This is a genomic window from Pseudomonas rhodesiae, assembly GCF_013285305.1.
Classification (GTDB): domain Bacteria; phylum Pseudomonadota; class Gammaproteobacteria; order Pseudomonadales; family Pseudomonadaceae; genus Aquipseudomonas; species Aquipseudomonas rhodesiae.
In genome coordinates, this window is the sequence record NZ_CP054205.1 from 5,556,927 (window position 1) to 5,581,392 (window position 24,466).

Below are 24,466 nucleotides of genomic sequence, written 5' to 3' on the forward strand. Positions count from 1 at the left end.
GCACCCTCGCCACCGTTATCTTGCTCCTGCACAGAATTTTCCAGAGAACAGAAATGAGATTGTCCCGCTTTTTCACCGACACCCCGCTGAGCCTCGGCGACGTAGAACTGCCCGAGGCCCAGGCGCATTACATCAGCCGCGTGTTGCGCATGGTCGAAGGCGACGCCGTGCAATTGTTCGACGGCTCGGGCCAGGAATTCCTCGGCAGCTTGCTGGAAGTCGGCAAGAAGCGCGTCACCGTGCAACTGAGCGAAAGCTTCGCGGGCCAGGCCGAATCCCCGCTGCACATCCACCTCGGCCAGGGCCTGTCCCGGGGCGAGCGGATGGATTGGGCGATCCAGAAAGCTACCGAGCTTGGGGTCAACGCGATCACGCCGATTTTCAGCGAACGCTGCGAAGTGCGCCTCAAGGACGAACGCGCCGACAAGCGCCTGCTGCACTGGCGCCAGGTGGCGATCAGCGCGTGCGAGCAATGCGGGCGTTCGACGGTGCCGGTGATTCACCCGCCGCTGCTGCTGGCCGATTGGTTGAAGCAAACCGCGGCGGACCTGAAGCTGGTGCTGCACCCGGTGGCTGAACCGATGATCAGCCATGCCAAGCCGTCGAGCCTGGCGTTTTTGATCGGGCCAGAAGGTGGGCTGACCGACAATGAAGTCGAAACAGCCCAAGCCGCCGGCTACCACGCCGCCCGCCTTGGGCCGCGGGTGTTGCGTACCGAAACCGCTCCCGTTGTTGCATTGGCCGTGGCCCAACAACTCTGGGGCGACTTCTAACGCCCTTACTTTGCAAACCCAATCAAAACTGTGGGAGCGGGCTTGTGTGGGAGCCGGGCTTGCCCGCGATGCAGTCACCTCGGTCTTTCAGTAACACTTGAGTGATGCTATCGCAGGCAAGCCAGCTACCACAGTTAGATTGGGTTACCACATCAGCACATCACTCCAACGGGTCGCTGACCGGCTTGGCAATGATCGCCTTCAGCTCGCTGGTCATCGGGAACTCAAGGTTCAAGCCCTTGGGCGGAATCGGCTGTTCAAACCAGCGCTGGTAAATCCCGTTGATTTCCCCGCTGCGGTACAGGTCACCGAGGGTCTCGTTGACCACCGCCAGAAACTGCGGGTCATCCTTGCGCACCATGCAGCTGTAGATCTCCCGCGACTGCTCCTCGCCTACCACCACCCAGTTGTGCGGGTCTTTGGCCTTGGCGCGTTCGCCGTAGAGCAGCGCGTCGTCCATGTAGAACGCGGCCGCGCGGCCAGTCTCAAGCATCTTGAATGCCTCGCCATGGTCCTTGGCGCTGATCACAAAGATATTGGCCTTGTGCTCGGCGTTGTAGCTCTTGAGGAAGCGCTCGTTGGTGGTGCCGGCGGTGGTCACCACGTTCTTGCCCTGCAGATCGGCAAACCCCTTGATGCCGCTGTCTTTGGCAGTCAGCAACTGGCCCTTCACGTAGATAAACCCGTAGGAAAACGCCACCTGCTTCTGCCGTTCGGCGGTCACGCCGGTGGAGCCGCATTCCAGGTCGACGGTGCCGTTCTGCACCAGCGGGATACGGGTCTGGGAGGTCACCAGGTTGAATTTGACGTTGAGGTTGGGCACCCCGGTTTTCTGCTGGATGCGTTCGACGATCTTGTTCGCCAGGTCCACCGAATAGCCCATGGGTTTGCCGCTATGGTCGCCCACGTACGAAAACGGTACCGAGGCGTCGCGATAACCCAAGGTAATCGACTTGGCGTTGGCGATCTTGCTCAGCGTACCGCTCAAGGCCGCTTCGTTTGCCACGGCCTGCGCGCCCCACAACAGCCCCATCGCGCAGCCGGTCAACAGGATTTTTTTCATTGTTATGCTCCGTTGGTTTTTTTGGTTATTTACGTACAGCAATCACACTGATTTCCACCAGCACGCTCGGCCGTGCGAGCTGGGCTTGCAGGGTGGTCCGGGTGGGCGCCATCCCCGGCGTCAGCCACGCGGACCACACTTCATTCATCGGCGCAAAACCGCTGTCGATGTCCTTGAGATAGATGGTCGCATTGAGCAAGTGGTCCTTGTCGCTGCCGGCCTGGGCCAACAGCGCGTCGATCCTGGCCAAGACTTCGCGGGTCTGGGTCGCCACGTCCTGGCCGTCACCCGGCACCTGGCCCGACAGAAACACCAGCTCATTGAAAGTCACAGCGCCGCTGAGGCGTTCGTTGGTGTTGATTCGTTGGAGGGTCATGGATGCGTCCTCACGCGGCGCGGGGCGAAAGGCCCTGCATATCGATGGAAGGTTGGTGCTGGCCGATCAGTTCGGCGAGCAGTTGGCCGCTGCCGCAGGCCAGGGTAAAACCGAGGGCGCCGTGGCCCAGGTTGAGCCACAGGTTGCGGTAAACGCTCGCGCCGATCAGTGGCACACCGGTTGGCGTGGCCGGGCGCATGCCGGCCCATTCCAGCGCATGGCTATAGTCACCAGCGGTAGGAAAAGTCTCGATCGCCTGGCGTTTCATCAGCGCCAGGCGCTTAGGCTCAAGGCTGGCGTCGAAACCGACGATATCCACCATGGCCGCCACCCTCAATTGTTCGCCGATGCGTGCGTAGACGATCTTGCGATCGTAGTCGGTGATGCTCACGTTCGGAGCGCGATGCTGCTCGCCTATCGGCACGCTCAGGCTGTAGCCCTTGAGCGGATACAACGGCAGCGACACGCCAGGCAACGCCAATTCAGCGCTGCGGTGCCCGGCGGCCAGCACCAGGTGCTCCACCGGCATGACCTCCTCGCCCAGTTCCAGCGCCTGCACCGCCCCCTCGGCATGACGAATACCGGTGACCTTGCGCCCCAACATAAATGTGCAACGCCCTGATGCCTCCAGGCGCGCCGCCAGACGCTGACAGAACGCATGGCAATCGGCGACTTCCTCGTTTGGCGTGTAGATACCGCCGACAAAACCGCCCGCCGCCAGCGTCGGCTCCAGGCGTGCGCAGTCCAGGGCGGACAGCACCTGTTGTTGCAGGATGTCGGTGACCTTGCTGCGCGCATGCTCAAAGGTCGTCGCGTTGCGAAAGGCCACCAGCTTGCCATTGCGCCGCCAGTCGAAGCCGTCCAGGCGATCGTCGACGCGCCATTGCTGCAAGGTGTTTTGGCTCAGGGTCGCCAGACGCAGCAGGTGCGCGGCGTTGCGTTTATTCACCGAGCCTCGGCAGGCGCCGACAAACGCCGCCATCCAGCGCCATTGTTGGGGGTCCAGACGCGGGCGCAGTTTCAACGGCGAGTCACCGCGCAGCAGCCAGCCAATCGCTTGCAGCGGCACACCGGCATCGGCCAGCGGCGCGACGTAGCGGTAAGACAATTGCCCACCGTTGGCAAAGCTGGTTTCGCTGCCGAGGCGCTCGCGCGCGTCGATCACCGTGACCTCATGACCGGCACGCACCAGCGCGTACGCACTGGCCAAGCCGATGACCCCACCGCCGATAATGCAAACCTGCCTGGCCATGCTCGCCCCTGCCGTTGATTGAGAGGGCCCCAGCGTAGGGGCAGGTGACACGCCACCGACAATGAATAAAGATAGGTCGCCTATAAACAAAGGTTATGGACGTGCCATGCGCTTGCGTCATATCGAAATCTTCCAGGCTATCCGCCAGACCGGCTCCGTCAGTGCCGCCGCGCAGTTGCTGCATGTATCGCAGCCGGCGGTGACCAAGGTGCTGCAACATGCCGAAATGCAGCTGGGCTTTCCGCTGTTTCTGCGGGTGCGCGGTAAATTGCAGGCAACTCCGGAAGCCTTGGCGCTGGAGCGGGAAGTCGAGAAAGTCACCGAGAGCCTGCAAGGCGTGCGGCGCCTGGCCAAGAGCCTGCGCAGCGCACCGGGGCATAGCGTGCGCATTGGTGCGATTCCGGCATTGGCCCTGGCCCTGCTGCCGCCGGCGATTCTGGAATGGAAGCGCGACTACCCGGACATTGCCTGCGAACTGTCCAGCGACCATAGCCGCGAGCTGGTGCAAAAACTGTTGATGCGCGAGATCGACCTGGCGTTGACCCTCAACTTCTCCGGCCATCCGGGCTTGACCACCCAAGTGCTGGCCAACGGTGCGCTGGTGGCGCTGGCCTCCAAGGGTTATTGGCCCGAGGAGGCGCTGAGCACGCCATTGGCCCTGACGGACCTGGCCGGCGCGCCGCTGATTGGCCTGTCCAGCGCCGACCCGCTGTCGGCCAGGCTCGACAATTATCTGGAAAGCGTCACGCCACCACCGCGCGTGACCCTCTCGGTGCAGACCTACGCCCTGGCGCGGGCCATGGTCGAGTCCGGCGCCGGGCTGACGGTAATCGACCCCTTCACCGCCCTCGGCGCTTCCCCCGCCACCACCTGCATCCGCACGCTGACCCCACCGCTGCCGATCACCCTCTACGCCCTGACCCGCGCCGATGAGCCGCCACCGCACACGCTGGCCAAGCTGTTGGAGATCTTCGGCCAGCGCGCCGACGCGATGCTGCAGCGGCTATAGCACGTAGTGCATGATCGCCACGAAATGCAGCACGCTGCCGCCGATCACGAACAAATGCCAGATCCCATGGGAATGCCGCAGGCGGTGCTCCAGGGCAAAAAAGATGATGCCAACGGTGTACAGCACGCCGCCCGCTGCCAGCCAGATAAACCCCGCCGTGCCCAGCGCGGCCATCAGCGGCTTGACCGCCACCAGCACAATCCAGCCCATCACCGCATAAATGACGATGGACAAAATGCGCGCCTCGGAACGCGGTTTGATCTCCTGCAAAATGCCGATCACCGCCAGCCCCCACACAATCCCGAACAGCGTCCAGCCCCATGGCCCGCGCAGGGTCACCATGCAAAACGGCGTGTAACTGCCGGCAATCAACAGGTAGATGGAAAAGTGATCGACCTTCTGCATGATCTCTTTTCGCCGCCCCTGCACGCTGTGGTACACGGTGGACGCGCTGTACAGCACCATCAGCGTAAAACCATAGATCGCCACGCTGACGATCTTCCAGGGGCTGCCATCCAGACTGGCCACCACCAGCATCCATACGGCGCCAATACACGCCGCGACAGCACCGAGCAAATGGCTCCAGGCGTTGAATCGTTCCCCGTGGTACATGTGTCACTGACCTCCCGTAACCGTTGACGACTGGCCGCAAGCCTCCGGCCTTGGGCATCAGAGTGCAAGTGCCATGTGACGTTCCGAGGACGCCGCGCGCATTTGCGGGCACAATCGAGCCCTTGCGAACCCGAGCCACGGCCATGCTGATCGACGAAGAACTCACCCTCAAGAAACTCGAAATCTTCCTGGCGTTCATGCGCACCGGCAACCTCACCCGTGCCGCGGCCGAGCTGCAGACCAGCAACGTCAGCGTGCACCGAGCCATCCATTCCCTGGAAAACGCCCTGCGCTGCCCATTGTTCAAACACGAGGGGCGCAACCTTACGCCGCTGGAAAGCGCCTACGTATTGGAAGAACGTGCGCAGAGACTGGTAGCCGACGTGGTCGACAGCGTGCGCCTGACCCGCGAAGCCGCCGGGTTCTCTGCCGAGCGTTTCAAGTTGGGCTCGCTGTATTCGCTGACTGTCAAAACCGTGCCGCAGTTGATCATGGGCCTGAAGATTCGCCGCAGCGAACTCAATATCGACCTGATCCTCGGCTCCAATTTCGACCTGCTCTACAAGCTCAAGAACATGGAGGTGGACGCGATTCTCATCTCCCTCGACGAACACGCCAGCGACCCGGACTGCGAGCAGATCGAGCTGTTCTGCGACGATATTTTCCTCGCCACACCGGCCGACTCGCCGTTCGACCGCGAACAGCAAATCGACCTGGCGGACGTGCGCGACGCCACCTTCATCACCCTCACCCAAGGCTTCGCCACCCATCAGGATGGCAATCGGGTGTTCAAGCAGGCGGGGTTCGAGCCGAAGGTGGCGATGCAGGTCAATGACATCTTCACCTTGCTGAGCATGGTCAGTTCAGGCGTGGGCTATGCACTGTTGCCGGGGCGGATTGCGGCGGTCTATGAGAACCGCGTGAAGCTCATACCACTGCAACCGCGCTATCGGTTGCAGCAGCATATCGGCGTAGTGTTTTTGAAGGCCAAGGAGCGCGACCCGAACTTGCTGGCGTTGCTCGCGGAGTGTCGGATGTATGCCAATCGCGGTAGTTAACCGGCAAGCCCACGCACAATCAGAAACAACAGCGACGGGCCCAGCAAGCACCCCAGCGCGGTGTAAAACGCCGCAGTCAGGCAGCCATAGGGCACCAGTTTCGGATCGGTCGCCGCTAACCCGCCGGCCACACCGCTGGAGGTGCCCATCAAGCCTCCGAAAATCACTGCGCTGCGCGGGTTATTAAGGCCGATGAACGGCGCCACGAACGGCGTCAACACCATCACCAGGATCGCCTTGATCAACCCGGCGGCGATGGACAGCGCCATGACTTCGGAGCTGGCACCGATCGCCGCCCCCGTCACAGGGCCGACGATGTAGGTGACCGCGCCGGCACCGATGGTGGTCAGGCTGACCGCGTCGGTGTAGCCAAACCCGATGGCCACCGCCACGCCAGCGACAAACGAGGAGCCCACCCCGAAAAACAGCGCAAGCACGCCCACGAACCCTGCGCGCTTGAGCTCATCGACGCTCACGCCGAAAGCCGTAGCGACAATGGCGAAGTCGCGCAGCATCGCCCCACCCAGCAGGCCGATGCCCGACAACAGCGGGATGTCCACGACCCCCTTGGAGCCCCCGGTAAATGCTCCGCCCACGTACGACAGCACCAACCCCAGCAGAATAGCGATGGCCGAACCGTGCAAACGCCCTTTGGTAAAGGTATCGGAAAGCCAGTACGAGACCCACATGGTCAGGCCAATCACGGCGAAACCGCTGATCAGGCCGTAGCCAGTAATCACTTTCATCATGGATTCATACATGGCAATCACCCGGCTTCTTTAGTGTGAACGGTCGCGCTCGGCTCGCGATTGCCGATACGCACCAGCACGGGTACCAGGGCAAAGCCCAGTACCACGGCCAACGTTCCAGCCAGTATCGCCATGGGGCCGCCGCTGATGGCGCCATAAACGTTCTGCTGGGCGGCCATGGCCACCACAATCGGAATGTAGATTGCGGCCCAAAAGCTCACACCTTGCTCGGATTTGCCGGTAAACAACCCGCGGTTACCCAGATAACTGCCCAGGCCGATCAACAGCAGCATGGCAATCCCAACCCCGCCGACGTTGGCCGGAATGCCCATCCACTTGCCCAGCAGTTCACCGATAAACAAGCCGGTCAACGTACACAGCGCCAAAAACGCCACACCGTAAATAATCATTGTTGTTGTCCTCAAAGTGCTCGATCGAAATTGTTGTTGTTGTGCTTCGAAAGCCTTGGGTAGTGCTTTATCGGTGGCGGCGCTCCTCCTCTTCCAGCAAAGCCTGCAGAGTGTCCAGACGTGCTCCTTCGCAGGCGATCACCGTGCCTTGCTCAAACACCCGGCGCGAGAGGCCAGTGAGCACGGCGCCCGGTGGCAGTTCGATCTGCAAGCGCACACCGCGCTCGTAGGCGCTTTGCACAGTGCCGCGCCAGTCGACCACGCGGCACAGGTTGAAGGCCAGGTCGTCGCGCAGGTGTTCGGGGTTGTGAATCGGCCGCGCGCGGGTGCTGCTCAGGTAGGTGGTGCGCGGCGCTTTGAGCGATACCTGGGCAAACGCTTCGGCCAAGCGCTGGGCGGGTTGCTCCAGCAGCGCGCAGTGGGACGGCACACTGACCGCCAGGCGCCGCGCAACGCCGTTACCTTTGATGCGTTCTGCGACACGCTGCATCGCCGCGTCGCTGCCGGCGATCACGGTTTGGTTGTCGGCGTTGATATTGGCCAGGTACACCGGGGTCTGCGGCGTGTGGACCTCGGCCAGTAGCGCCTCGACCGTGGATAGCGCCGGACCGATCAACGCGGTCATGCCGTAGCCCTGTGGATAAGCCTGCTGCATCAATTCGCCGCGCAGACTGACCAGCCTGACCGCGTCGGCAAACTCCAGGGCACCGGCGACCACCGCCGCCGGATAAGCGCCGATAGACAGGCCGGCGACGTAATCCGAGGTGCGTTGTAACTGGCGTGCATGGCCCACACCGGCGATCAACAGGCACAGTTGCACGGCGCGGGTGCTGGCCAGGGCATGGGCTGAATCGAGCTGGCGTACATCTTCGCCCAGGGCATCGCTGGCTTCTTCCAGCACAGGTTCGGGCAAGGACTGGAGCATGCCTGCTCGCTGGGCACCCTGCCCTGGGAACACCAGCAGGCTGCTCATGCCACGGCCTGCCAGGGGTCGAGCACAAGCTGTGCGCCGCTGGCGGTCTTCAGCAGCACGCGGCGTGAGCCGCTGGCCCATTCGCGCAAGGCGACTGCGCCGAACGGGGTTTGCAATTGCAGATCGACGGGGCACACCGTCGTGTCCAGGATTGCCAGCAGGTCTTCAGCATCGGCGCGTTCAAGACGCTTGGGCGTACGCAGGATCAAATCCAGATCGCTTCGGGCATGCAAGGCTTCGATACCGGTGGCCAATTCAAACCCTGCGCTACCGCTGACGCCCCATGTCTCTTGCTCCAGTACCGAACGCAATTGAGCGAGCGCTTGCAGCGCGGGTAAATCCCGTGACGAAACCACGTCGCGCAGGGCTTCGGGGGCCACGCGCCGCTGCACCGCCGCCAGCGGCATCTCGGCGGCGAAACGCTGCTCACGCAAGCGTCCGCGCACACCGACCGCCACGTAACCCAGTTCGGCGATGGCACGGCGCACCACCACCGGGTGACCGGCGCTGATCGCGTCTACCGCCCAGGCCGGTGCATCGGCAGGCAGGTGCGCCGGGCTCATGCCCCAGAGCAGGTCATGGGCGTTCACCATTGCTCCCGCAGCAGTTGGCGCACATGGCTGGAGGCCGCGCGGTTCGTCGCGCCCAGGCGCCCGCGCAAATCGCTGCTGCCGACATCCTTGATCGCATTCACCAGGCAGTCACTGACCCGCGCCACATCGTCCGCCGTGGGCTGTTCGATCCGGCTGACCGACAAGGTCTCCCACAGCAGACCGAGGCTGGCATAGCTGTCGATGTCATAGGCCATGGGCGGCACGCTGGCGGCCAGGGCTTCGAGCTCCTCAACGCTGCGCAAGGTCACCCGCGCGGCCGAGACCTTGCCCATGGCGTGCACCATCACACCCGGGTCGCGCAGGGCGATCAGGCGGTTGGCCTGATAACCGTGGGCAAGAAACGCACCCGACATGGCCTTGCCCACCAACAGCGCAATCACCGGGTGCCCGGCCAGACGTGCACGGGCATAACTGTCGGCGGCAGCGGCCAGGGCCTGATGGATACCGAGGGCTTCTTCGCGACGGCCGTAGGCTTGGCTGGGCACATCGACGATGGCGATGATGGGGCGTTTGTCGCCACGGGCGATGACCTCATCGACGGCCTTGGCCAGCCCCCAGCCTTCGAGCAGGCCGACTTCGCCATTGCGCGCCCGAGGGAAGCGGTTTTGTACGTCCGTGACCACGGCGACAAAGCGCACCGGTTGCTCACCCAATACACCGTCGGCAACCCTCAGCGACTCCGGCAAACCGTCTACCAGTGGAGCGCCGGCGCTCAATGCGTTGAACCACTGCAACCCTCTCATGGGCGTTCTCCCTGATACAGTTCGCAAACCGCCGCCGGGACGATTTGCGCCGTGGTGTCCAGCTCAGCCAGGCGTGCGAGGTAGAAATCGACCTGCCGACTGCGCTGTTGAGCGGGCAAGCCTGCGTGCATCAACGCGGTGACGGTCTGTTGGATCTGCGCCATATCGTCGGCGACATAACGGTCGACCAGGCCACTGTTGAAGCGCTGCTCACCACCGGTCAGGCTCCAGATAAACGGCCGATCGCGCGAGTCGTATTCGTCCAACCCGGCTTCCTGTTCGATCACCTGCGGGCCATTGAGGCCCAGGCGTGCCTCGCGGGTCACCACCAGATAGCTGCATAACCCCGCGGCGATGGACATACCGCCAAAGCAGCCAACGCTGCCGGCCACCACACCGATCACCGGCTGGTACTGGCGCAGGTCGACTATGGCCGCGTGGATATCGGCAATTGCGGCCAGGCCCAGATTGGCTTCCTGCAAGCGCACACCGCCGGTCTCCAGGAGCAGCACGGCGCGGGTGGGGATGCCGTTGCGGTTATCGTCGGCGGCCAGTTCCAGCGCACCGGCGATTTTTGCACCGCCGACTTCACCGAGGCTGCCGCCCTGGAAGTTACCTTCGATGGCCGCTACTACCACCGGCATGCCACCGATACTGCCCTTAGCGATGATCACCCCGTCATCGGCCTGGGGCACCACGCCCTGGCGGCCGAGCCAGGGCGACATGACCCGTTGAAACGGGTCGATCAACTCGCGAAAGGTGCCGGCATCCAACAGGGCCTTGGCCCGTTGCCGAGCGCCCAGTTCCACGAAGCTGTGTTTGGTCAGCAGGTCAGTCATGGCCGATCTCCTCGAAACCCTGTTCCAGGCGTAGACGCACCACGCCGGGGGTGGCACCGAAGTCATGGATATCAATGTGCATCGCCGGTGGCATCTGTTCTTGGAAGATGCGCTCGAAAAGGTGCTGCCAACGCTGTTCGGCACCGTTCACCGATGTTTGCACCTCAATGGTCAGTCGCCCGGGCGTGCCCGGTTCCAGCAGCACTTCCAGGTCACCGGAGCCCACGCACCCGACCAGCGCGCGGCCTTTGAGCGGCTGCCCGGCGGGGAATTCAAAGGATAAGGTTTCCATCACAACGCTCCGTCGAGGCGGTCGATAAACAGGCAAGCGGCCAGCAAGTCGGCGGCGCCGCCAGGGGACGCATTCAGAGCCAAGAGTTGGTTGTCCAGTTCGTGTAGACGGCGGCGGCCGGCCAGGGTGGCGCTGCCGCCGGCGTCGAGCACCGCTTGGGCGCCGTGTTGCATGGCTTGTAGGCCTTCGGTGCCGGCGCGGTAGAGCACACAGGTGTCGGCCAGCTCGGTCATGATTGCGAGCAAGGCGTCAAGACGCGCGTTCTGCTCACCGGCGTTCTGGCGGCGACTCTTGTGCAGTTGCGGCAAGCCGCGTTGGGTCACGGCGGGGAAGCCCAGCTGCGCTTCTTCACGGGCACCGCGCGCGCCGTAACGTTGCTCGACCTGGGCGCCGTGGCTCAGCGGTTGAGGTGCGTAACGGTCGTTGAGCAGCGCTAAGCGGGCGGCGGTCAGCGTTATGGCACGCGGGGCCAGAGCGGCCGATGCGGTCAGCAAGCCGAGGGCCCAGATCGCACCGCGATGGGTGTTCACCCCACCGGTGGTGACGAGCATGGCCTGCTCGCCGTCGCGGCCAATACGACCGAGGGCTTCGCGCAGTGGCAAACCGACTTCGCCGAACTCAATCGCCGCTTCGGCCATTTCCTTGAACATCGGCCACAGCGACAGCGCCGACGCGTGCATCAGGCCCAGGTGCAAATCGCAGTGGGCGCCATTACCGCGACGGTCCACCAGCGCGGGTTTGGGCGACAGGTCGGCTTCGTCGATCAGGGCATCGACGGCCATATCCGCCAGGCGATCGGCCAGACTCAGTTCGTGCAGTTTGAGGGCGCGCATTTACCAGCTCCTGAATTTGGCGGGCGGGTTGTACAAGCCACCGGACCAGTCCACCAGGTCGGCCACGCTCTTGGCGGCCAATAGCTCACGGGTGGCGTCGGTGCGGCGGATGCCGAGGTCTTCGGGCAAGGCGATCAAGCCTTCGCGGCGCATGCGCGCGGTGTCTTTAGGGTTGTGACGCAGACCAATGGCCGTCACCCCGGCGACGGCGGCGATCATCGCCTGGCGCTCTTCCAGGGACCGCGCCTTGTACAGGTAGGCGATGCCTTCTTCGGTGAGCAAGTGGGTAACGTCGTCACCGTAAATCATGATCGGCGCCAGGGGCATGCCGCTTTTGCGCGCCACCTCCACGGCATCGAGGGTGTCGACAAAGGTCGGTTTACCGCCCTCCTGGAAGGTTTCAACCATCTGCACCACCAGTTTTTTGCCGCGTTCGAGCAGCGCTTGCGGTGCGTCGCCGTGGCGCATATCCAGCCACGCCGGGGTGCCATGGCGACGGCCGCGCGGGTCGTGGCCCATGTTCGGCGCCCCGCCAAAGCCGGCAAGGCGACCACGGGTCACGGTGCTGGAATGCCCGTCGCCATCGACTTGCAGGGTGGCGCCGATAAACAGGTCCACCGCGTATTGGCCGGCCAGTTGGCAGACCATGCGGTTGGAGCGCATGGAGCCATCGCGGCCGGTGAAGAACACATCCGGGCGCGCGGCGATGTAGTTTTCCATGCCCAGCTCGGTGCCGAAGCAATGCACGCTGTCCACCCAACCGCTTTCGATGGCGGGGATCAGCGTTGGGTGCGGGTTAAGGGTCCAGTTGCGGCAGATCTTGCCCTTCAGCCCCAGGGATTCGCCGTAGGTGGGCAGGATCAGTTCGATGGCGGCAGTGTTGAAACCGATACCGTGGTTGAGCGACTGCACGTTGTGTTTTTCGTAGATGCCCCGAATCGCCATCATCGCCATCAGCACATGCACGGGCTTGATGTGGCGAGGGTCGCGGGTGAACAGCGGCTCGATGTAGAACGGCTTGTCGGCCACCACCACAAAATCCACCCAACTGGCGGGGATGTCGACACGGGGCAGGTCGGTGACGTCGTCCACCAACTGGTTGACCTGCACGATCACAATGCCATCGCTGAAGGCTGCGGGCTCGATCAGCGCGGGGGTGTCCTCGGTGCTGGCGCCGGTGTAGATATTGCCGGCGCGGTCGGCCATAAAACCGGCGGAGAGTACGACGTTGGGGATCAGGTCCACCACCAGTCGCGCATAGAGTTCGATGTAGGTGTGGATCGCACCGATTTCCAGCAAGCCATCTTCGAGCAACTGGCTGATGCGCAGGGATTGGGTGCCGGCAAAGGAGAAGTCGAGCTTGCGCGCGATACCTTTTTCAAACAGATCCAAGTGCTCGGACCGCCCGACACTGGGCATGATCATGTGCAAATCGTGAAGTATGGCCGGGTCGGCTTTGGCCAGGGAGCGGGAGAGGAAGTCAGCTTGCTTTTGGTTGTTGCCCTCAAGCACCACACGGTCGCCGGGGAGGATCAGCGCCTCCAGCGCTTGCACGATTCTGTCACTGGGCAACACCGCCCCGTCTGCATACTGCTTGACCCGCCCGAGCCGCCGTAGCTTCTCGTCGCGCCGCCGCGTCCAGCGCGAGTCGGGGGTTATTGTTGTTGTCATGGTCGCTCCACGGGTTTGCTGTCGTGGGCTGTACCTTAGGAGCGATTCAGGGGGCCATCAATCAAGCTGGGCGGCGAACCATTACGGCTGGAGTAATGGAGTATCAGCAAAGGCTTGGCCGAGCCAAAAGAAAATCTAAATGTGGGAGAGGCGCTTGCCCCCGATGGCAGTAGGTCAGCTAAGTGATGTATCAACTGACACTCAGCCATCGGGGGCAAGCCCCCTCCCACATGTGCTCATATGGACCCAAAATCTTGCAGGAGAAATCCGAAGCCCCCAGGCCTACAGCCTCATATCAATGCTCACCGTCCCCAAGCCTTCAAGCGGATAGCTGCGGTATTCATAAACCTCCCCACGAACAATGAGATGGAGAGCTCCATCCTTCTGGATCACTTGGACATCAGGCTCTTTGGTTTTTAGAAATGGATGTGCCGAGACCAATGACGTGAGTATTTCGTAATCATTATCCAGATCCATATGCACGTAATACCTGTAGGAAAAACCTACTGTCGCGCCACCCTGACTATCCCGCACGCCATAAAGGGAGTTGCCGTTGCCCAAGGAGTGCTTGAGTACCACCTCATCCAACTCCGGTGTACCGGGACTCATCAACCAACCAACGCCCAAGTACCCGAGAAACACCACCAGCAGCCCATTGAGCAAGACCTGGACCGGCCACTCAATACCTTTGAGCTCTGGCATATTCGATGCCCTCCTTGATCCAGTGCTGGTCGCTATGGTCATCGCCATAAGGCGCTTCACCCCACCAGTCTCCAAACTCCGGCCGAGATGCCCCCGCCGTTTTTTGCGCAGCACCGGCTGCTCTCAATAACACGCCTTCAGGAATCCCCAACACCGTACCGGTAACCCCACAGTTAAAGTTACCGAACGCCTCGTACTCGCGACTGTTCTGTTTGTAATCCCAAGGGCCACGCCCTCTGACTTGTGAATAAAACCATGAATAGGTGAACGCCGAACCAGGCTTCATATGCATCCTGCGGTTGTTGGCCAGGGCGATATTGTCTTGCAGCGAAACGCCTGGGGGCATTGGAGGGACAGCCATTTGCGAGTCCTTGCTGATGGGGTTGAGCGTCAAAAGCTAGCACTCAAAAATCAACAAAAACGCCGAGGCCGTACTTACAGAAATTTCAGGCAGCCATTCGATCCAAGCCTTACGTATACCCGGGCCTCAGGCAAAGTGCCCAAGACTTGTAACAGGCAGAGCATCGGGAGCCGCCGATGATTGAGCGGTTTGCGCGGATTGAGTGAACCTTACAGGCTGTGGGAGGGGGCTTGCCCCCTCCCACATTGGTCTTCACAGGTTTTAGAGTCAGGCCAAGCCTGACTCGACCAGCAAGGCTTCCAGCCCCATCAAATCCGGCACCTTCGCCACATGTTCGCCCACCTGCACCGCTGCCAGCTCCAGCGGGCTGAGCGGCACGTCCACGTAGCTCAACTCGCTGTCGAGCTTGTAGGAGCGTGGAATGCCTTGGATCACCAGGGCGATGAACTTCAAGGTTGGCCGCCCGCCCAGGGCATTCAGCACCACGATGCGTGAGCGTTCGCCGACGACAAGGGCTTCGCCGCAAGCAGCTTCAAAGCTGATCAGGGGGATTTGCCGCTCACGCCAGGTGACTTGCCGCAAGTACCAAGGCGGGGCGTCGCTGGCCGGTTCGCCGCGTTGGAAGTCGATCAGTTCGGCGATGGCGACGTTGGGCAGGATCAAATGCCGGTCGGCCAGGGGCAGCAGCAAGCCGGTGACTTGGCTGGCGCGGTGGTCAAGCATGGGACTTGCTCCAGTAGGCGATGCTCTCCAACAGCACCGACTCCTGGTACGGCTTGCCCAGGTAGTCGTTGACGCCGATGGCCATGGCGCGGTCGCGGTGTTTCTGGCCGGTGCGCGAGGTGATCATGATGATCGGCAGGCGCATCAGCCGTGGGTCGTTGCGCACTTGGATCGCCACTTCGAAGCCGTCCATGCGGGGCATTTCGATGTCCAGCAGCATCAAGTCCGGGGTGTGTTCTTCAAGCACGGCCAGGGCGTCGATGCCGTCCTTGGCGGTGAGCACGTTCATGCCGTTGCGTTCCAGCAGGCGGCTGGTGACTTTGCGCACCGTCACCGAATCGTCGACCACCAGCACCAGCAGCGGGCGTTTTTTCAACGGGTCGTTGAGGATCAGCGGCGCATCGCTCGCCTGGGCCGGCAACACTGGTGGCCGGGCGCGGATATGCGCCAGCAGGTCGATGATCAGCACCACGCGACCGTCCCCCAGAATGGTCGCCCCCGACACGCCTTTTACCCCGGCAAATTGCGGGCCCAGGCCCTTGACTACAATCTCGCGCGTACCGGCCATGGCGTCCACATGCACCGCCACATGCCGCTCATTGCACTGCACCAGCAGCACCGGCACCGGCTGGTACTGGCCCAGCAGCTTCGGCCGCGTGACGGTGTGCAGCAGGTCGCCCAAGTAGAACAGCTCATAGCGCTGGCCGGCGTACTCGTAGCACGGCGGGTCCTGCTGATAGTGGCCCGCCAGTTCATGGGGCAGCACACGCACCAGGCCCTCGATGGTGTTGAGCGGGATCGCGTATTGCTCGTCCGCGCACTGCACCATCAAGGCACGATTGACCGACACGGTGAACGGCAGGCGGATGCGAAAATGCACGCCCTGTCCCGGCGTCGAGTCGATCACCATCGAACCGCCGAGCTGGCGCACTTCTTCATGCACCACGTCCATGCCCACGCCGCGCCCGGAAATCTGGGTGATTTTTTCCGCAGTGGAAAAGCCCGGTTGCAGGATGAACTGCAACACGTCGCGGTCGCTGATCTCTTGCTGAGGGCCCAGCAGGCCGCGCTTGATCGCCTTGCGCCGCACCGCGTCCAGCGGCACGCCGGCGCCGTCGTCGCGCATGTCGAAAATGATATCGCCGCCTTCGTGGGTCAGGTCCAGGGTGATGCGGCCCTTCTGCGGTTTACCGGCGGCCAGGCGCACCTCCCGAGACTCCAGGCCGTGGTCGACGGCATTGCGCAACATGTGCTCCAACGGCGCCACCATGCGCTCCAGCACGTTGCGGTCCATTTCGCCCTCGGCATTGCCGACGACGAACTCGACATCTTTGCCCAACTCACTCGCCACCTGCCGCACGATGCGTTTGAGCCGTGGCAGCATGCGTTCGAACGGCACCATACGGGTGCGCATCAGGCCTTCCTGCAACTCGGTATTGATGCGTGCCTGTTGCTGCAACAAGTTGTGCGCATCCTGGTTGCGCCGCTCCAGGGTTTCCTTGAGGTCGAGCAAGTCCGAGGCCGACTCGAACAACGCGCGGGACAGCTGTTGCAGTTGCGAGTGGCGGTCCATTTCCAGCGGGTCGAAGTCTTCATAGCCCAGGCGCTCAGCCTCGACCTGTTGGCGACTGAGAATGCGGCCCTGGGTTTCGGTGTCCAGGCGGCGCAATTGGTCGCGCATGCGCTCGATGGTGGTTTCCACCTCGTTGAGGGCGACACTGGCATCGTTGATCTGCTGCTCGATGCGCCCGCGGAAGATCGAGGTTTCGCCGGCCAGGTTGACCAGATCATCGAGCAGATCCGCCGAGATTTTCACCGTATCGGCGGCCGGGTCCACCGCCGCCTCGGCCTTGCCCGCCGGCAATGCCACCGGTGTCGGCGATTCGTTGCTGGGGTGCACCAGGCTCTTGATGCGCTCGATCAGTTTGTCCACCGAGCCCACCGGCAAGCCGTCGGCCACCGCGTCGATCATCTGCGCCAGGCGGTCGTGGCAGCCTTGCAGCAGCGCGAACAGCTCCGGGCTCGCAACCAGTTGGCCAGCGGACAACCCTTCGTAGAGAAACTCCAGTTCATGGGCCAGGTCGCCAATCGGGCCGATCTCGACCATGCGCGCGCCGCCCTTGAGGGTGTGCAGGTCGCGCAGCAGGGTTTCGACCTCCTGGCGGCTGCTCGGCTCGGCCTGCCAGCGCAGCAGCGCGGCGCCGGAGCTATCAAGGATGTCGGCGGCCTCTTCGAGGAAAATCTCCAGCAGTTCCGGGTCGGCGCTTGATGCTTCCACCGCCGGTACCGGGGCCGTGGGGGTGCCGTTATGACGCAACGCCCGGACCTTGGCGACCAGTTCCGTGCTGTCGCTCAAGGGCTGGTGCTGGTGCAGCTCTTCCAGTTGCAGCGCCAGCCGTTCATGGCTGGCCATCAACACCTGTGAGAGTTCGTTGGAATAGTTGTAGCGACGGTCGACCAGGCCTTCGTAAAGGCATTCCAATTCGTGGGCCAGCTCGGCCACCGCGTCGATCTCGGCCATGCGCGCGCCGCCCTTGAGGGTGTGCAGGTCACGCTGCAACGACGACAACGGCGCCATGCTCTCGGGCTCCAGCAACCAGCGCTTGAGGGACTGCCCGGCGCTGTCGAGGATATCCACCGCTTCTTCCAGGAAAATCTCGACGATCTCGTCGTCCACAGTGGTGGCGTGATCCAACTGCCGCGTCGCCGCGCCCAGTTCGGCGATGCTCGGCGCACCGCCGCCCTGGTGGGTGATCAGGCCGGTGGCGGACGGATCGAGGGCTTCGTCCAGCAGCTCGCGCAAGGCGTGTACCCGGGCCGGTGCGGGGCTGATTTCCTGGCCGGCGGCGAGCTGGTCGAGCATGTTGATCAACGCGTCATGGGCCTGTTCGGCCTCTTGGAAAAACCGCGCGCTGACTGCCAGGCTGCTTTCTTCCACGGCGCCGTACAGGTCGAGCAAGGCTTCGCAGAGTTCGTCGATGGCATGCAGGTCGGCGTGCTGCGCGCCTTCGCCGAGGGTGGTCAACTCATCCAGCAAGGCCGTGAGTTCCTGGCGCTCGCCGGGGTGTTGCTGCCAGCGACGCAGCAGGTTTTCGGCGTCGAGCAGGATATCCATGCCCTGGGCCAGGAAGTCAGCGATCAGTTGCGGATTGCGCTTGATGCGCGGGCCGGCGGTGGGCGCATCAAGCAGCGCCTGGAGCTGGCGTTCGAGCAACTGTTGGGTGCGAGCGATCAGGTCCGCCGCGCCTTTGATCGGCGCCAGGGGGTTGCTGTCCAGCTGGCGCAACCCCCGCTGGAACAGGCCTTCGGCTTCCAGCAGCAGTTCCACTTCATCCAGATCCAGCGGCAGGCGGTGAGCCTTGTATTCGCGGGTCAGGTGGTCGAGCGGCCGCGCCAGTTCGGCGATGGGCGACACACCGGCCATGTAGGCACTGCCCTTGAGGGTGTGCAGGGCGCGTTGCAGTTCATCGCTGACTTGCAGCGGCACATGCTCGGCGGCTTGCTCCAGGAAGTGGTTGAGGCTGTCGAGATGGCTCTGGGCTTCGTTGCGGAAAATCTCCAGCAGCATCGGGTCATGGGCTTCGGCGGACGCTACCGCGGCACCGCTGGCCAACCCATGGGCACGAGCGGCCAGGGCGTCGACTTCATCGCGCTGGCGTTGGACGCCCTGGGCAAAATCGTCGATCAACTCCGGCAACAGTGCCACGGTTTCATCCAACACCTGTTGCACCTCGGGGCCCAGAGCCACGCTGCGCTCCAGTACGCGGTTGAGCAGGTTCTCCACCGCCCAGGCCAGCTCCGCCAGCACCAGAGCGCGCACCATGCGGCCACTGCCTTTTAGGGTGTGGAACGCGCGGCGCATCTCCCCTTGGGCGGTTTTATCCGCGCTGTTCGGCAAATAGCGGTGCAGCACCTCAAGGACTTCCTCAGTCTCTTCGAGGAAGACCTCACGCAGCTCGTCGTCGATAGGCGCTTCGTCGGCGGGCGGCGGCAACAGGCTGCCGGGGCGCTGCAACGCGGGAGGGTTGAGGCGCGAGGTGGGGCTGGCCAATGCGTCGAGTTGGGATTGGTTGGGGGCCGTGTCGGTGGAGAGTGCGCCGTCCGGTGCGACCAGCGCCTGGCGCCAGGGTTTTTCCTCCGGCAGGTATCCGAGGGCAGCCAAGCCCTGGGTGGCCAGTTCCAGCACCCGTTCGCCGGCTGCATCCGGGTCTTGGAGCATGCGTTCGAGGTAGTACTCCAGGCTGCTGATCACGTCGGCGAAGTGCGCCAACTGCGTCTCGCTCGGCGGCTGTGCGTCGATCATCAACTGCGCATTCACGTAATCGCTGCAACCGCGCATCAGGCTGGCCGCCCGTGGCAGCGGGATCATGGCCAGCGCGCCGCGCACCTGGCTCAGCAGTTCCGGCAGGGATTCCAGGCGCTGCCGGTCCCAGTCGGCGTCGAGGCAATCGATCACCAGTTCTTTGGCCTGGCGCAGGCACTGGCAGGATTCACGGATCACCAACTGGTGGATCTGGGTCAGGTCGGTGGTGGGCAGGCGGCTTTCTTCGCGGCTTTCCGGCTCAACGGTTCCGGCCATACCGGCCAACGTGGCTTCGACATACAGCAACGCGCCGGCCACATCCATCAGCACCGCATCGTCTGGTTCGCGATGCCCCTGGGCCAGGCTCAACACCACGGCGAGCTGGTCGATGATCACTTTGCGCGGCTGGCCGAAGCCCAGCACCGCCAGGGTATCGGCGATCTGTCGCAACGGCGCCAGCAGCGCCTCAAGGTCACTGGCGTGCTGACGGTCGCTGCGCACGAACAGGTCCAGACGCTCCTTGACCCGCACCAATTCCTCGCACAAGGCGCCGAGCACCGACCCCATGGCATTGCGATCGGGCCCGGCCATGCGCGCGCGCTCGGCATCCACCACAGCGCTGTCGGGCAAGGCTTCGTCCAGGCCGTAACGTTCTTTCAGGCTCTGCATGCGCGGCGTCGGCCGGGTGACCTTGGCGACATAGAACAGCAGGCTTTTGAGTAACTCATCCGGTGCCGGTTGGTTGATGCCGTTGATGCCTTGGGCCAGCAGGCGCTTGAGTTGCTTGTCGCTGGCCTTGAGCAGGCTGCGCAGCGCCGGGCTGTTGGCAATCACACCAGTGAGCATGCCCTCGACCAGCGCCGAGGTCACTTGCCAGAGCGGCAACAGTGGCGCGCCCTGGCACAGCGCTTCGAGACGCGCGAACACCCGCGCCATGTCTTCCAGATTGCTCGGGCCGTGATCTTCGCGCAGCAGCCCGACCAAGGCCTGTTGCAGCAGGTGGTGCCATTGGCGCAACTGGGTCGGCAGATCGGGCCCGGCGCGCTGAGCCAGGGCTTCTTCGGGTAAAGGTGCGATCGACAGCAGTTGCGGGCTGAACAGGCTGGTTTCCGAGAGCAGGCTTTCACCGCGCGCACTGCGCAGGTCGTTGAGCAGCGGCAGCACCACCAGCGGCAGGTCGCGGCGGGCGCTGTGTACGCGTTCGAGGTACAGCGGCAATTGGCCGAGCGCTTGTTGCAGCAGGCCGATGCTCTCATCGCGCTGCCCCACCTGCCCGTCGCGCAGGGCCAGGGCCAGGGCCTCGATCTCCTCGGCCAGCAGCGCCGCGCCGTAGAACTCGACCATTTGCAGCGCGCCATGCACCTGATGGATACCGGCCAGGCATTCGTCGATCACATCGCCGTCGGCGGTTTCGACATAAGCGTCCAGCGCCGAGCGGGCGTGTTGCAGGGTCTCGGCAATGTCGCCCTTGACCCATTCGAGGGCCACGTAGTCGTGCCGGTCAACCATAACTGCTCCGCTTTGAATTCATGAGTTGCTGGTGTTCTTGAAACCTGTACCTATCAACTGTCGATCGGTTTGGGCGGCGGCAGGGTGAAGCCCGACACCGACCGGCGTAACTGGCTGGCCATCTTCGCCAGGTTACCGATGCTCTCGGCAGTGGCGGTGGAGCCCGAGGAGGTCTGCGTGGTGATCTGCTGGATCACATTCATGGTCAGGGAGATCTGCCCCGCCGACGAGGTTTGCTGTTGCGCCGCGTTGGAAATGCTCTGGATCAGCGCCGCCAGGGTTTTCGACACGCCTTCGATTTCCTCCAGCGCCACCCCGGCGTCCTGGGCCAACCGCGCGCCGCGCACCACTTCGGTGGTGGTCTGCTCCATGGAGATCACGGCTTCGTTGGTGTCGGCCTGGATCGCCCGCACCAGGGTCTCGATCTGCCGAGTGGCGGCCGACGAGCGCTCGGCCAGGCGTTGCACTTCATCGGCCACCACCGCGAAGCCACGCCCGGCATCCCCGGCCATGCTGGCCTGGATCGCCGCATTCAGGGCGAGGATGTTGGTTTGGTCGGCAATATCGTCGATCAGGCTGACGATATCGCCGATCTCCTGGGACGATTCGCCCAGGCGCTTTATGCGTTTGGCGGTGTCCTGGATCTGTTCGCGAATGTTGTCCATGCCATGGATGGTGTTGTGCACCACCTCATTGCCCTTGTTGGCGATTTCCACCGAGCGCTCGGCCACGGCCGAGGATTCGGCGGCGTTGGCCGACACCTGATCGATGGACTGGGCCATCTGATTGATCGCGGTGGACGCCTCGGCGATCTGCTGAGCCTGGTGCTCGGACGCCTGGGCCAAGTGCATGGCGGTGGCCTGGGTTTCCTGCACCGCGCCGGCCACTTGGCCGGCGGTGAGGTTGATGGTGGCCACCAGATCGCGCAACTGATCCACGGAGTAGTTGATGGAATCGGCGATGGTGCCGGTGAAGTCTTCGGTGACCGACGCCGTCACGGTGAGATCGCCGTCGGCGAGGTCTTCGATTTCATCGAGCAGGCGCATGATCGCGTTCTGATTGCGCTCGTTCTTCTCGGCGGTTTCGTGCAGTTGGCGATTGGTCTCGCGCACCATCACCAGGCCGATCAGGATGATCGAGGTCAGCGCCAGCAAGCCCAGCACATAGCCGCCGATAGTGTCGAAGCTGCGCCCGCTGGCCAGGTTCTCGAAACCGGTGGCCAGGTGCGAGGCTTCATCGAGCAGGGTCTGGGACAGGTTGAAGATATTGCTCGCCGAGGCGCGCACCTGAAACAACTGCGGCGAGGTTTCGAGGATTTCATCCACCGAGCCGGACACGAACTCGAACAACTCGGAGATTTCCGCCAGCCGCGCGCGGGCATCGCGGTCTTCAACCTGGGTGATGCGCAGTCCTGGGTTGCCGTTGAGCATGCCATTGAGCACCTGGCCGAAGCGGTTGGCGTCACGGCCAAAGGCGTCGGCGGCTTGCACGGCGGTTTCGTCGCCGGCCAGCACGGTGTTGACCGCGCCCAAGATACGTTCGGCCAGCAACGATTGGCGCTGGGCCACGGCCACCTGGCTGGCGGGCGCGCCGCGCTGCAACAGGATCTCGACGACCTTTTCCGACTCCATCTGCAATTGCGGCACGGTTTCGGCCAGGGTCGCGGCCACTTGATGCAGGGACAGCACCGTCTGCTCGCTGGCCAGAATCGCGTCAGTGTTCTTCAGCAGGGCTTCCCAATCGGTCTGCACCGCACGCATTTCGGCGCGCACGGCGCTGGGGGCGGCGGGCAGGCCGGTTTGCGGGTCGCCTTTTTTCAGGTAGCCCCAGCGCTGGGCAAAGTCGTTGCGCGCTTCGCCCAGCAGCTTGAACGCCGCGGCTTTGCCGGCGGCGGCCTCGGTGGCGTTCTTGGCGATACGTTGGGACAGCACGCGCAATTCACCGGCGTGGCCGATGTACTGTTTGTCGTAGGTGGACTGGGTATTGAGGTAGGCGAAGTTGGCGAACAACAGCATGATGAACACGATCAGCGCGATAAACAGCACGATGATCTGCGAGCGGCTACGCGAGCCGGCCTGGGGTTTGACGGTGGTCGCGGTGGTCATGGGGCAACATCCATGAAACCTGGCGTCTGGGCCAGGGCGAACGGGCTGAAGACCTGCCACGACGGGTCGCCGTCGAAATGCCCCTGAATAAACGGCGCGCCCGGCGCGGCGTTGGCCAATAAGGCGTCCTGTGCGAAATGCTGCATGCCCACCACCTCGTCCACCAGCAACCCAACAAACAGGTCATTGAATTCCACCACCAGCACCCGCCGTTGCTTGCGCGCCCTGGACAGCGCCTCGCCAAGGAACCCACCAAGGTCCATCACCGGCAATAAACGCCCGCGCAGGTTAGCCACACCTCGTACCCAGGTCTTGACCCCGGGCATTAAAGTGCAACGTGGCTCATGCAAAACTTCGGCGACTTCTCCCATTGGCGCCACGAACCAATGGGCGCCCACCCGAAAGCCGATCCCGCTCCAGCGCTGCAAGCCGGCCTCCTGGGAGGGCAGGTCGGCGGCCAGCAGGCGGCAGCGGCGGTCGATGTCCAGCAACAGCTCGAAGGCGGTTTGCGACTCGGTCATGATGGCGTGCCGTCAGCCGGCCAGCACCTTGTTCAGGGTGGCGATCAGGGTGTCTTCGTCCACCGGTTTGGTCAGGTAATCCTTGGCACCCTGGCGCGCGCCCCAGATTTTGTCGGTTTCCTGATCCTTGGTGGTGATGATGATGATTGGGATGCCGTTGGTTTCCGGCTCTTTGGACAGCTGACGGGTGGCCTGGAAGCCATTGAGGCCCGGCATCACGATGTCCATCAGCACGGCGTCGGGTTTTTCCTGGCGGGCCAGGGCCACGCCGTCCGCGCCGTTTTCGGCCTTGAGCACTTCGTGGCCGTGCTTTTCCAGCATGCCGGTGAGTTTGTACATTTCGGTCGGCGAATCGTCGACGATCAGAACACGTGCCATGGTTTTTCCCCACTACATTGGTCGGCGCCGGCCCTTGTGAGGCGACGTCAGTGTGCTTGTTCCACTGCGGCGAACCCAGGCACATAGGCCTTGATTGCACCCAGCAGTTCTTCCTTGCTGAAAGGCTTGGTCAAAAACTGATCGACCCCCACGATGCGTCCCTTGGCCTTATCGAACAGGCCGTCCTTGGACGACAGCATGATCACCGGGATCGCCTTGAACGCCGGGTTGTTCTTCACCAGCGCGCAGGTCTGATAGCCATCCAGGCGCGGCATCATGATGTCGACAAAGATGATGTGCGGGTGATGATCCACGATCCGCGCCAGGGCATCGAAACCGTCGATGGCCGTAATGACATCGCACCCCACGTTCTTCAACAGCGTCTCGGCGGTGCGGCGGATCGTTTTCGAATCGTCGATCACCATCACTCTCAAGGCGTTGGAATGCTGTTCCATATCTGCTCTACCATCGCCACAGCGAATCGGTTTTCGGTGTGTACTGCCTGACATTGCCCACGATGAACGCCGCAAGCCTTGGAATTCAAGGGCTGCTGCGCCGTGGCAGCCTTTTTAGCACAGTCTCGGGGAGCAATCTATC

The 24,466-nt window shown here is 63.1% G+C and carries 24 protein-coding genes; 3 read left to right on the top strand and 21 right to left on the bottom strand.

Annotation, left to right across the window (positions count from 1 at the left end):
• Positions 1 to 53 precede the first annotated feature (53 nt).
• A complete protein-coding gene (locus tag HRH33_RS25225) occupies positions 54 to 773 on the top strand; it encodes a 16S rRNA (uracil(1498)-N(3))-methyltransferase (protein WP_034101241.1) in 720 nt (239 codons plus the stop codon).
• Positions 774 to 933: 160 nt separating this feature from the next.
• Here the strand turns inward: HRH33_RS25225 and HRH33_RS25230 are convergent, their stop codons facing one another.
• From HRH33_RS25230 to HRH33_RS25240, 3 genes are read right to left on the bottom strand one after another with little or no spacing between them, the layout of a single operon-like run.
• The gene (locus tag HRH33_RS25230; RefSeq protein WP_425326829.1) at positions 934 to 1,806 is read right to left on the bottom strand and encodes a transporter substrate-binding domain-containing protein; all 873 of its coding nucleotides are present in this window, start codon (positions 1,804 to 1,806) and stop codon (positions 934 to 936) included.
• 55 nt (positions 1,807 to 1,861) lie between these two features.
• Positions 1,862 to 2,212 carry a RidA family protein gene (locus HRH33_RS25235; protein ID WP_034101243.1) on the bottom strand — a complete coding sequence of 117 codons (351 nt, stop codon included), beginning with the start codon at positions 2,210 to 2,212 and terminating at the stop codon, positions 1,862 to 1,864.
• Between the two features lie 10 nt (positions 2,213 to 2,222).
• Positions 2,223 to 3,464, bottom strand: a complete 1,242-nt coding sequence (locus HRH33_RS25240; protein WP_034101244.1) for a D-amino acid dehydrogenase — start codon at positions 3,462 to 3,464, stop codon at positions 2,223 to 2,225.
• A gap of 106 nt (positions 3,465 to 3,570) precedes the next feature.
• Here HRH33_RS25240 and HRH33_RS25245 point away from each other — a divergent pair, with 106 nt between their 5' ends.
• On the top strand, positions 3,571 to 4,473 hold the full coding sequence (locus HRH33_RS25245) for a LysR family transcriptional regulator (protein WP_034101245.1): 903 nt from the start codon (positions 3,571 to 3,573) through the stop codon (positions 4,471 to 4,473).
• On the opposite strand, the gene trhA is transcribed toward HRH33_RS25245, so the two are convergent.
• Complete coding sequence (gene trhA / locus HRH33_RS25250; RefSeq protein ID WP_167417829.1) at positions 4,468 to 5,085, bottom strand: PAQR family membrane homeostasis protein TrhA; 618 nt, start codon at positions 5,083 to 5,085, stop codon at positions 4,468 to 4,470. The two genes, HRH33_RS25245 and trhA, sit on opposite strands and share 6 nt — an antisense overlap.
• 143 nt (positions 5,086 to 5,228) lie before the next feature.
• Between trhA and HRH33_RS25255 the strand changes: the two genes are divergently transcribed.
• The gene (locus HRH33_RS25255; protein ID WP_040267021.1) at positions 5,229 to 6,143 is read left to right on the top strand and encodes a LysR family transcriptional regulator; all 915 of its coding nucleotides are present in this window, start codon (positions 5,229 to 5,231) and stop codon (positions 6,141 to 6,143) included.
• Here the strand turns inward: HRH33_RS25255 and madM are convergent.
• The 17 genes from madM to pilG form a co-directional block, all read right to left on the bottom strand.
• Positions 6,140 to 6,904, bottom strand: coding sequence for a malonate transporter subunit MadM (madM, locus tag HRH33_RS25260; RefSeq protein ID WP_034139907.1), 765 nt, complete (start codon positions 6,902 to 6,904; stop codon positions 6,140 to 6,142). The genes HRH33_RS25255 and madM overlap by 4 nt on opposite strands.
• Positions 6,905 to 6,909: 5 nt before the next feature.
• Positions 6,910 to 7,302: a malonate transporter subunit MadL gene (gene madL / locus HRH33_RS25265; RefSeq protein WP_167417830.1), complete on the bottom strand. Its 393-nt coding sequence runs from the start codon at positions 7,300 to 7,302 to the stop codon at positions 6,910 to 6,912.
• A gap of 67 nt (positions 7,303 to 7,369) precedes the next feature.
• Positions 7,370 to 8,275: a malonate decarboxylase subunit epsilon gene (gene mdcH, locus HRH33_RS25270; RefSeq protein ID WP_167417831.1), complete on the bottom strand. Its 906-nt coding sequence runs from the start codon at positions 8,273 to 8,275 to the stop codon at positions 7,370 to 7,372.
• A complete protein-coding gene (locus tag HRH33_RS25275; RefSeq protein ID WP_167417832.1) occupies positions 8,272 to 8,868 on the bottom strand; it encodes a malonate decarboxylase holo-ACP synthase in 597 nt (198 codons plus the stop codon). The genes mdcH and HRH33_RS25275 overlap by 4 nt, the downstream gene beginning before the upstream one ends.
• Positions 8,862 to 9,632: a biotin-independent malonate decarboxylase subunit gamma gene (gene mdcE, locus HRH33_RS25280; protein ID WP_167417833.1), complete on the bottom strand. Its 771-nt coding sequence runs from the start codon at positions 9,630 to 9,632 to the stop codon at positions 8,862 to 8,864. Before mdcE ends, HRH33_RS25275 begins: the two co-directional genes overlap by 7 nt.
• Positions 9,629 to 10,471 (bottom strand): biotin-independent malonate decarboxylase subunit beta, encoded by an 843-nt coding sequence (locus tag HRH33_RS25285; RefSeq protein WP_167417834.1) that lies wholly within the window; start codon positions 10,469 to 10,471, stop codon positions 9,629 to 9,631. Before HRH33_RS25285 ends, mdcE begins: the two co-directional genes overlap by 4 nt.
• A complete protein-coding gene (locus HRH33_RS25290) occupies positions 10,464 to 10,763 on the bottom strand; it encodes a malonate decarboxylase subunit delta (protein ID WP_167417835.1) in 300 nt (99 codons plus the stop codon). The genes HRH33_RS25285 and HRH33_RS25290 overlap by 8 nt, the downstream gene beginning before the upstream one ends.
• Positions 10,763 to 11,596, bottom strand: coding sequence for a triphosphoribosyl-dephospho-CoA synthase (locus HRH33_RS25295; RefSeq protein ID WP_167417836.1), 834 nt, complete (start codon positions 11,594 to 11,596; stop codon positions 10,763 to 10,765). Before HRH33_RS25295 ends, HRH33_RS25290 begins: the two co-directional genes overlap by 1 nt.
• Positions 11,597 to 13,267, bottom strand: coding sequence for a malonate decarboxylase subunit alpha (gene mdcA, locus HRH33_RS25300; RefSeq protein WP_167417837.1), 1,671 nt, complete (start codon positions 13,265 to 13,267; stop codon positions 11,597 to 11,599). It lies immediately after the preceding gene.
• 282 nt (positions 13,268 to 13,549) lie between these two features.
• Positions 13,550 to 13,969 carry a hypothetical protein gene (locus HRH33_RS25305; RefSeq protein WP_167417838.1) on the bottom strand — a complete coding sequence of 140 codons (420 nt, stop codon included), beginning with the start codon at positions 13,967 to 13,969 and terminating at the stop codon, positions 13,550 to 13,552.
• Positions 13,947 to 14,330, bottom strand: a complete 384-nt coding sequence (locus tag HRH33_RS25310) for a polymorphic toxin type 44 domain-containing protein (protein WP_173603568.1) — start codon at positions 14,328 to 14,330, stop codon at positions 13,947 to 13,949. Before HRH33_RS25310 ends, HRH33_RS25305 begins: the two co-directional genes overlap by 23 nt.
• Before the next feature lie 267 nt (positions 14,331 to 14,597).
• Positions 14,598 to 15,053, bottom strand: a complete 456-nt coding sequence (locus HRH33_RS25315; protein ID WP_034115350.1) for a chemotaxis protein CheW — start codon at positions 15,051 to 15,053, stop codon at positions 14,598 to 14,600.
• Positions 15,046 to 20,865 carry an Hpt domain-containing protein gene (locus tag HRH33_RS25320; RefSeq protein ID WP_167417839.1) on the bottom strand — a complete coding sequence of 1,940 codons (5,820 nt, stop codon included), beginning with the start codon at positions 20,863 to 20,865 and terminating at the stop codon, positions 15,046 to 15,048. Before HRH33_RS25320 ends, HRH33_RS25315 begins: the two co-directional genes overlap by 8 nt.
• Positions 20,866 to 20,918: 53 nt before the next feature.
• Positions 20,919 to 22,970 carry a methyl-accepting chemotaxis protein gene (locus HRH33_RS25325; RefSeq protein WP_167417840.1) on the bottom strand — a complete coding sequence of 684 codons (2,052 nt, stop codon included), beginning with the start codon at positions 22,968 to 22,970 and terminating at the stop codon, positions 20,919 to 20,921.
• On the bottom strand, positions 22,967 to 23,491 hold the full coding sequence (locus tag HRH33_RS25330; RefSeq protein WP_034101257.1) for a chemotaxis protein CheW: 525 nt from the start codon (positions 23,489 to 23,491) through the stop codon (positions 22,967 to 22,969). Before HRH33_RS25330 ends, HRH33_RS25325 begins: the two co-directional genes overlap by 4 nt.
• A gap of 12 nt (positions 23,492 to 23,503) precedes the next feature.
• Positions 23,504 to 23,869, bottom strand: coding sequence for a twitching motility response regulator PilH (gene pilH, locus HRH33_RS25335; RefSeq protein WP_034101258.1), 366 nt, complete (start codon positions 23,867 to 23,869; stop codon positions 23,504 to 23,506).
• A gap of 47 nt (positions 23,870 to 23,916) precedes the next feature.
• Entirely contained in the window at positions 23,917 to 24,324 is a 408-nt protein-coding gene (gene pilG, locus HRH33_RS25340) for a twitching motility response regulator PilG (protein WP_034101259.1), read from the bottom strand.
• Between the last annotated feature and the right edge of the window lie 142 nt (positions 24,325 to 24,466).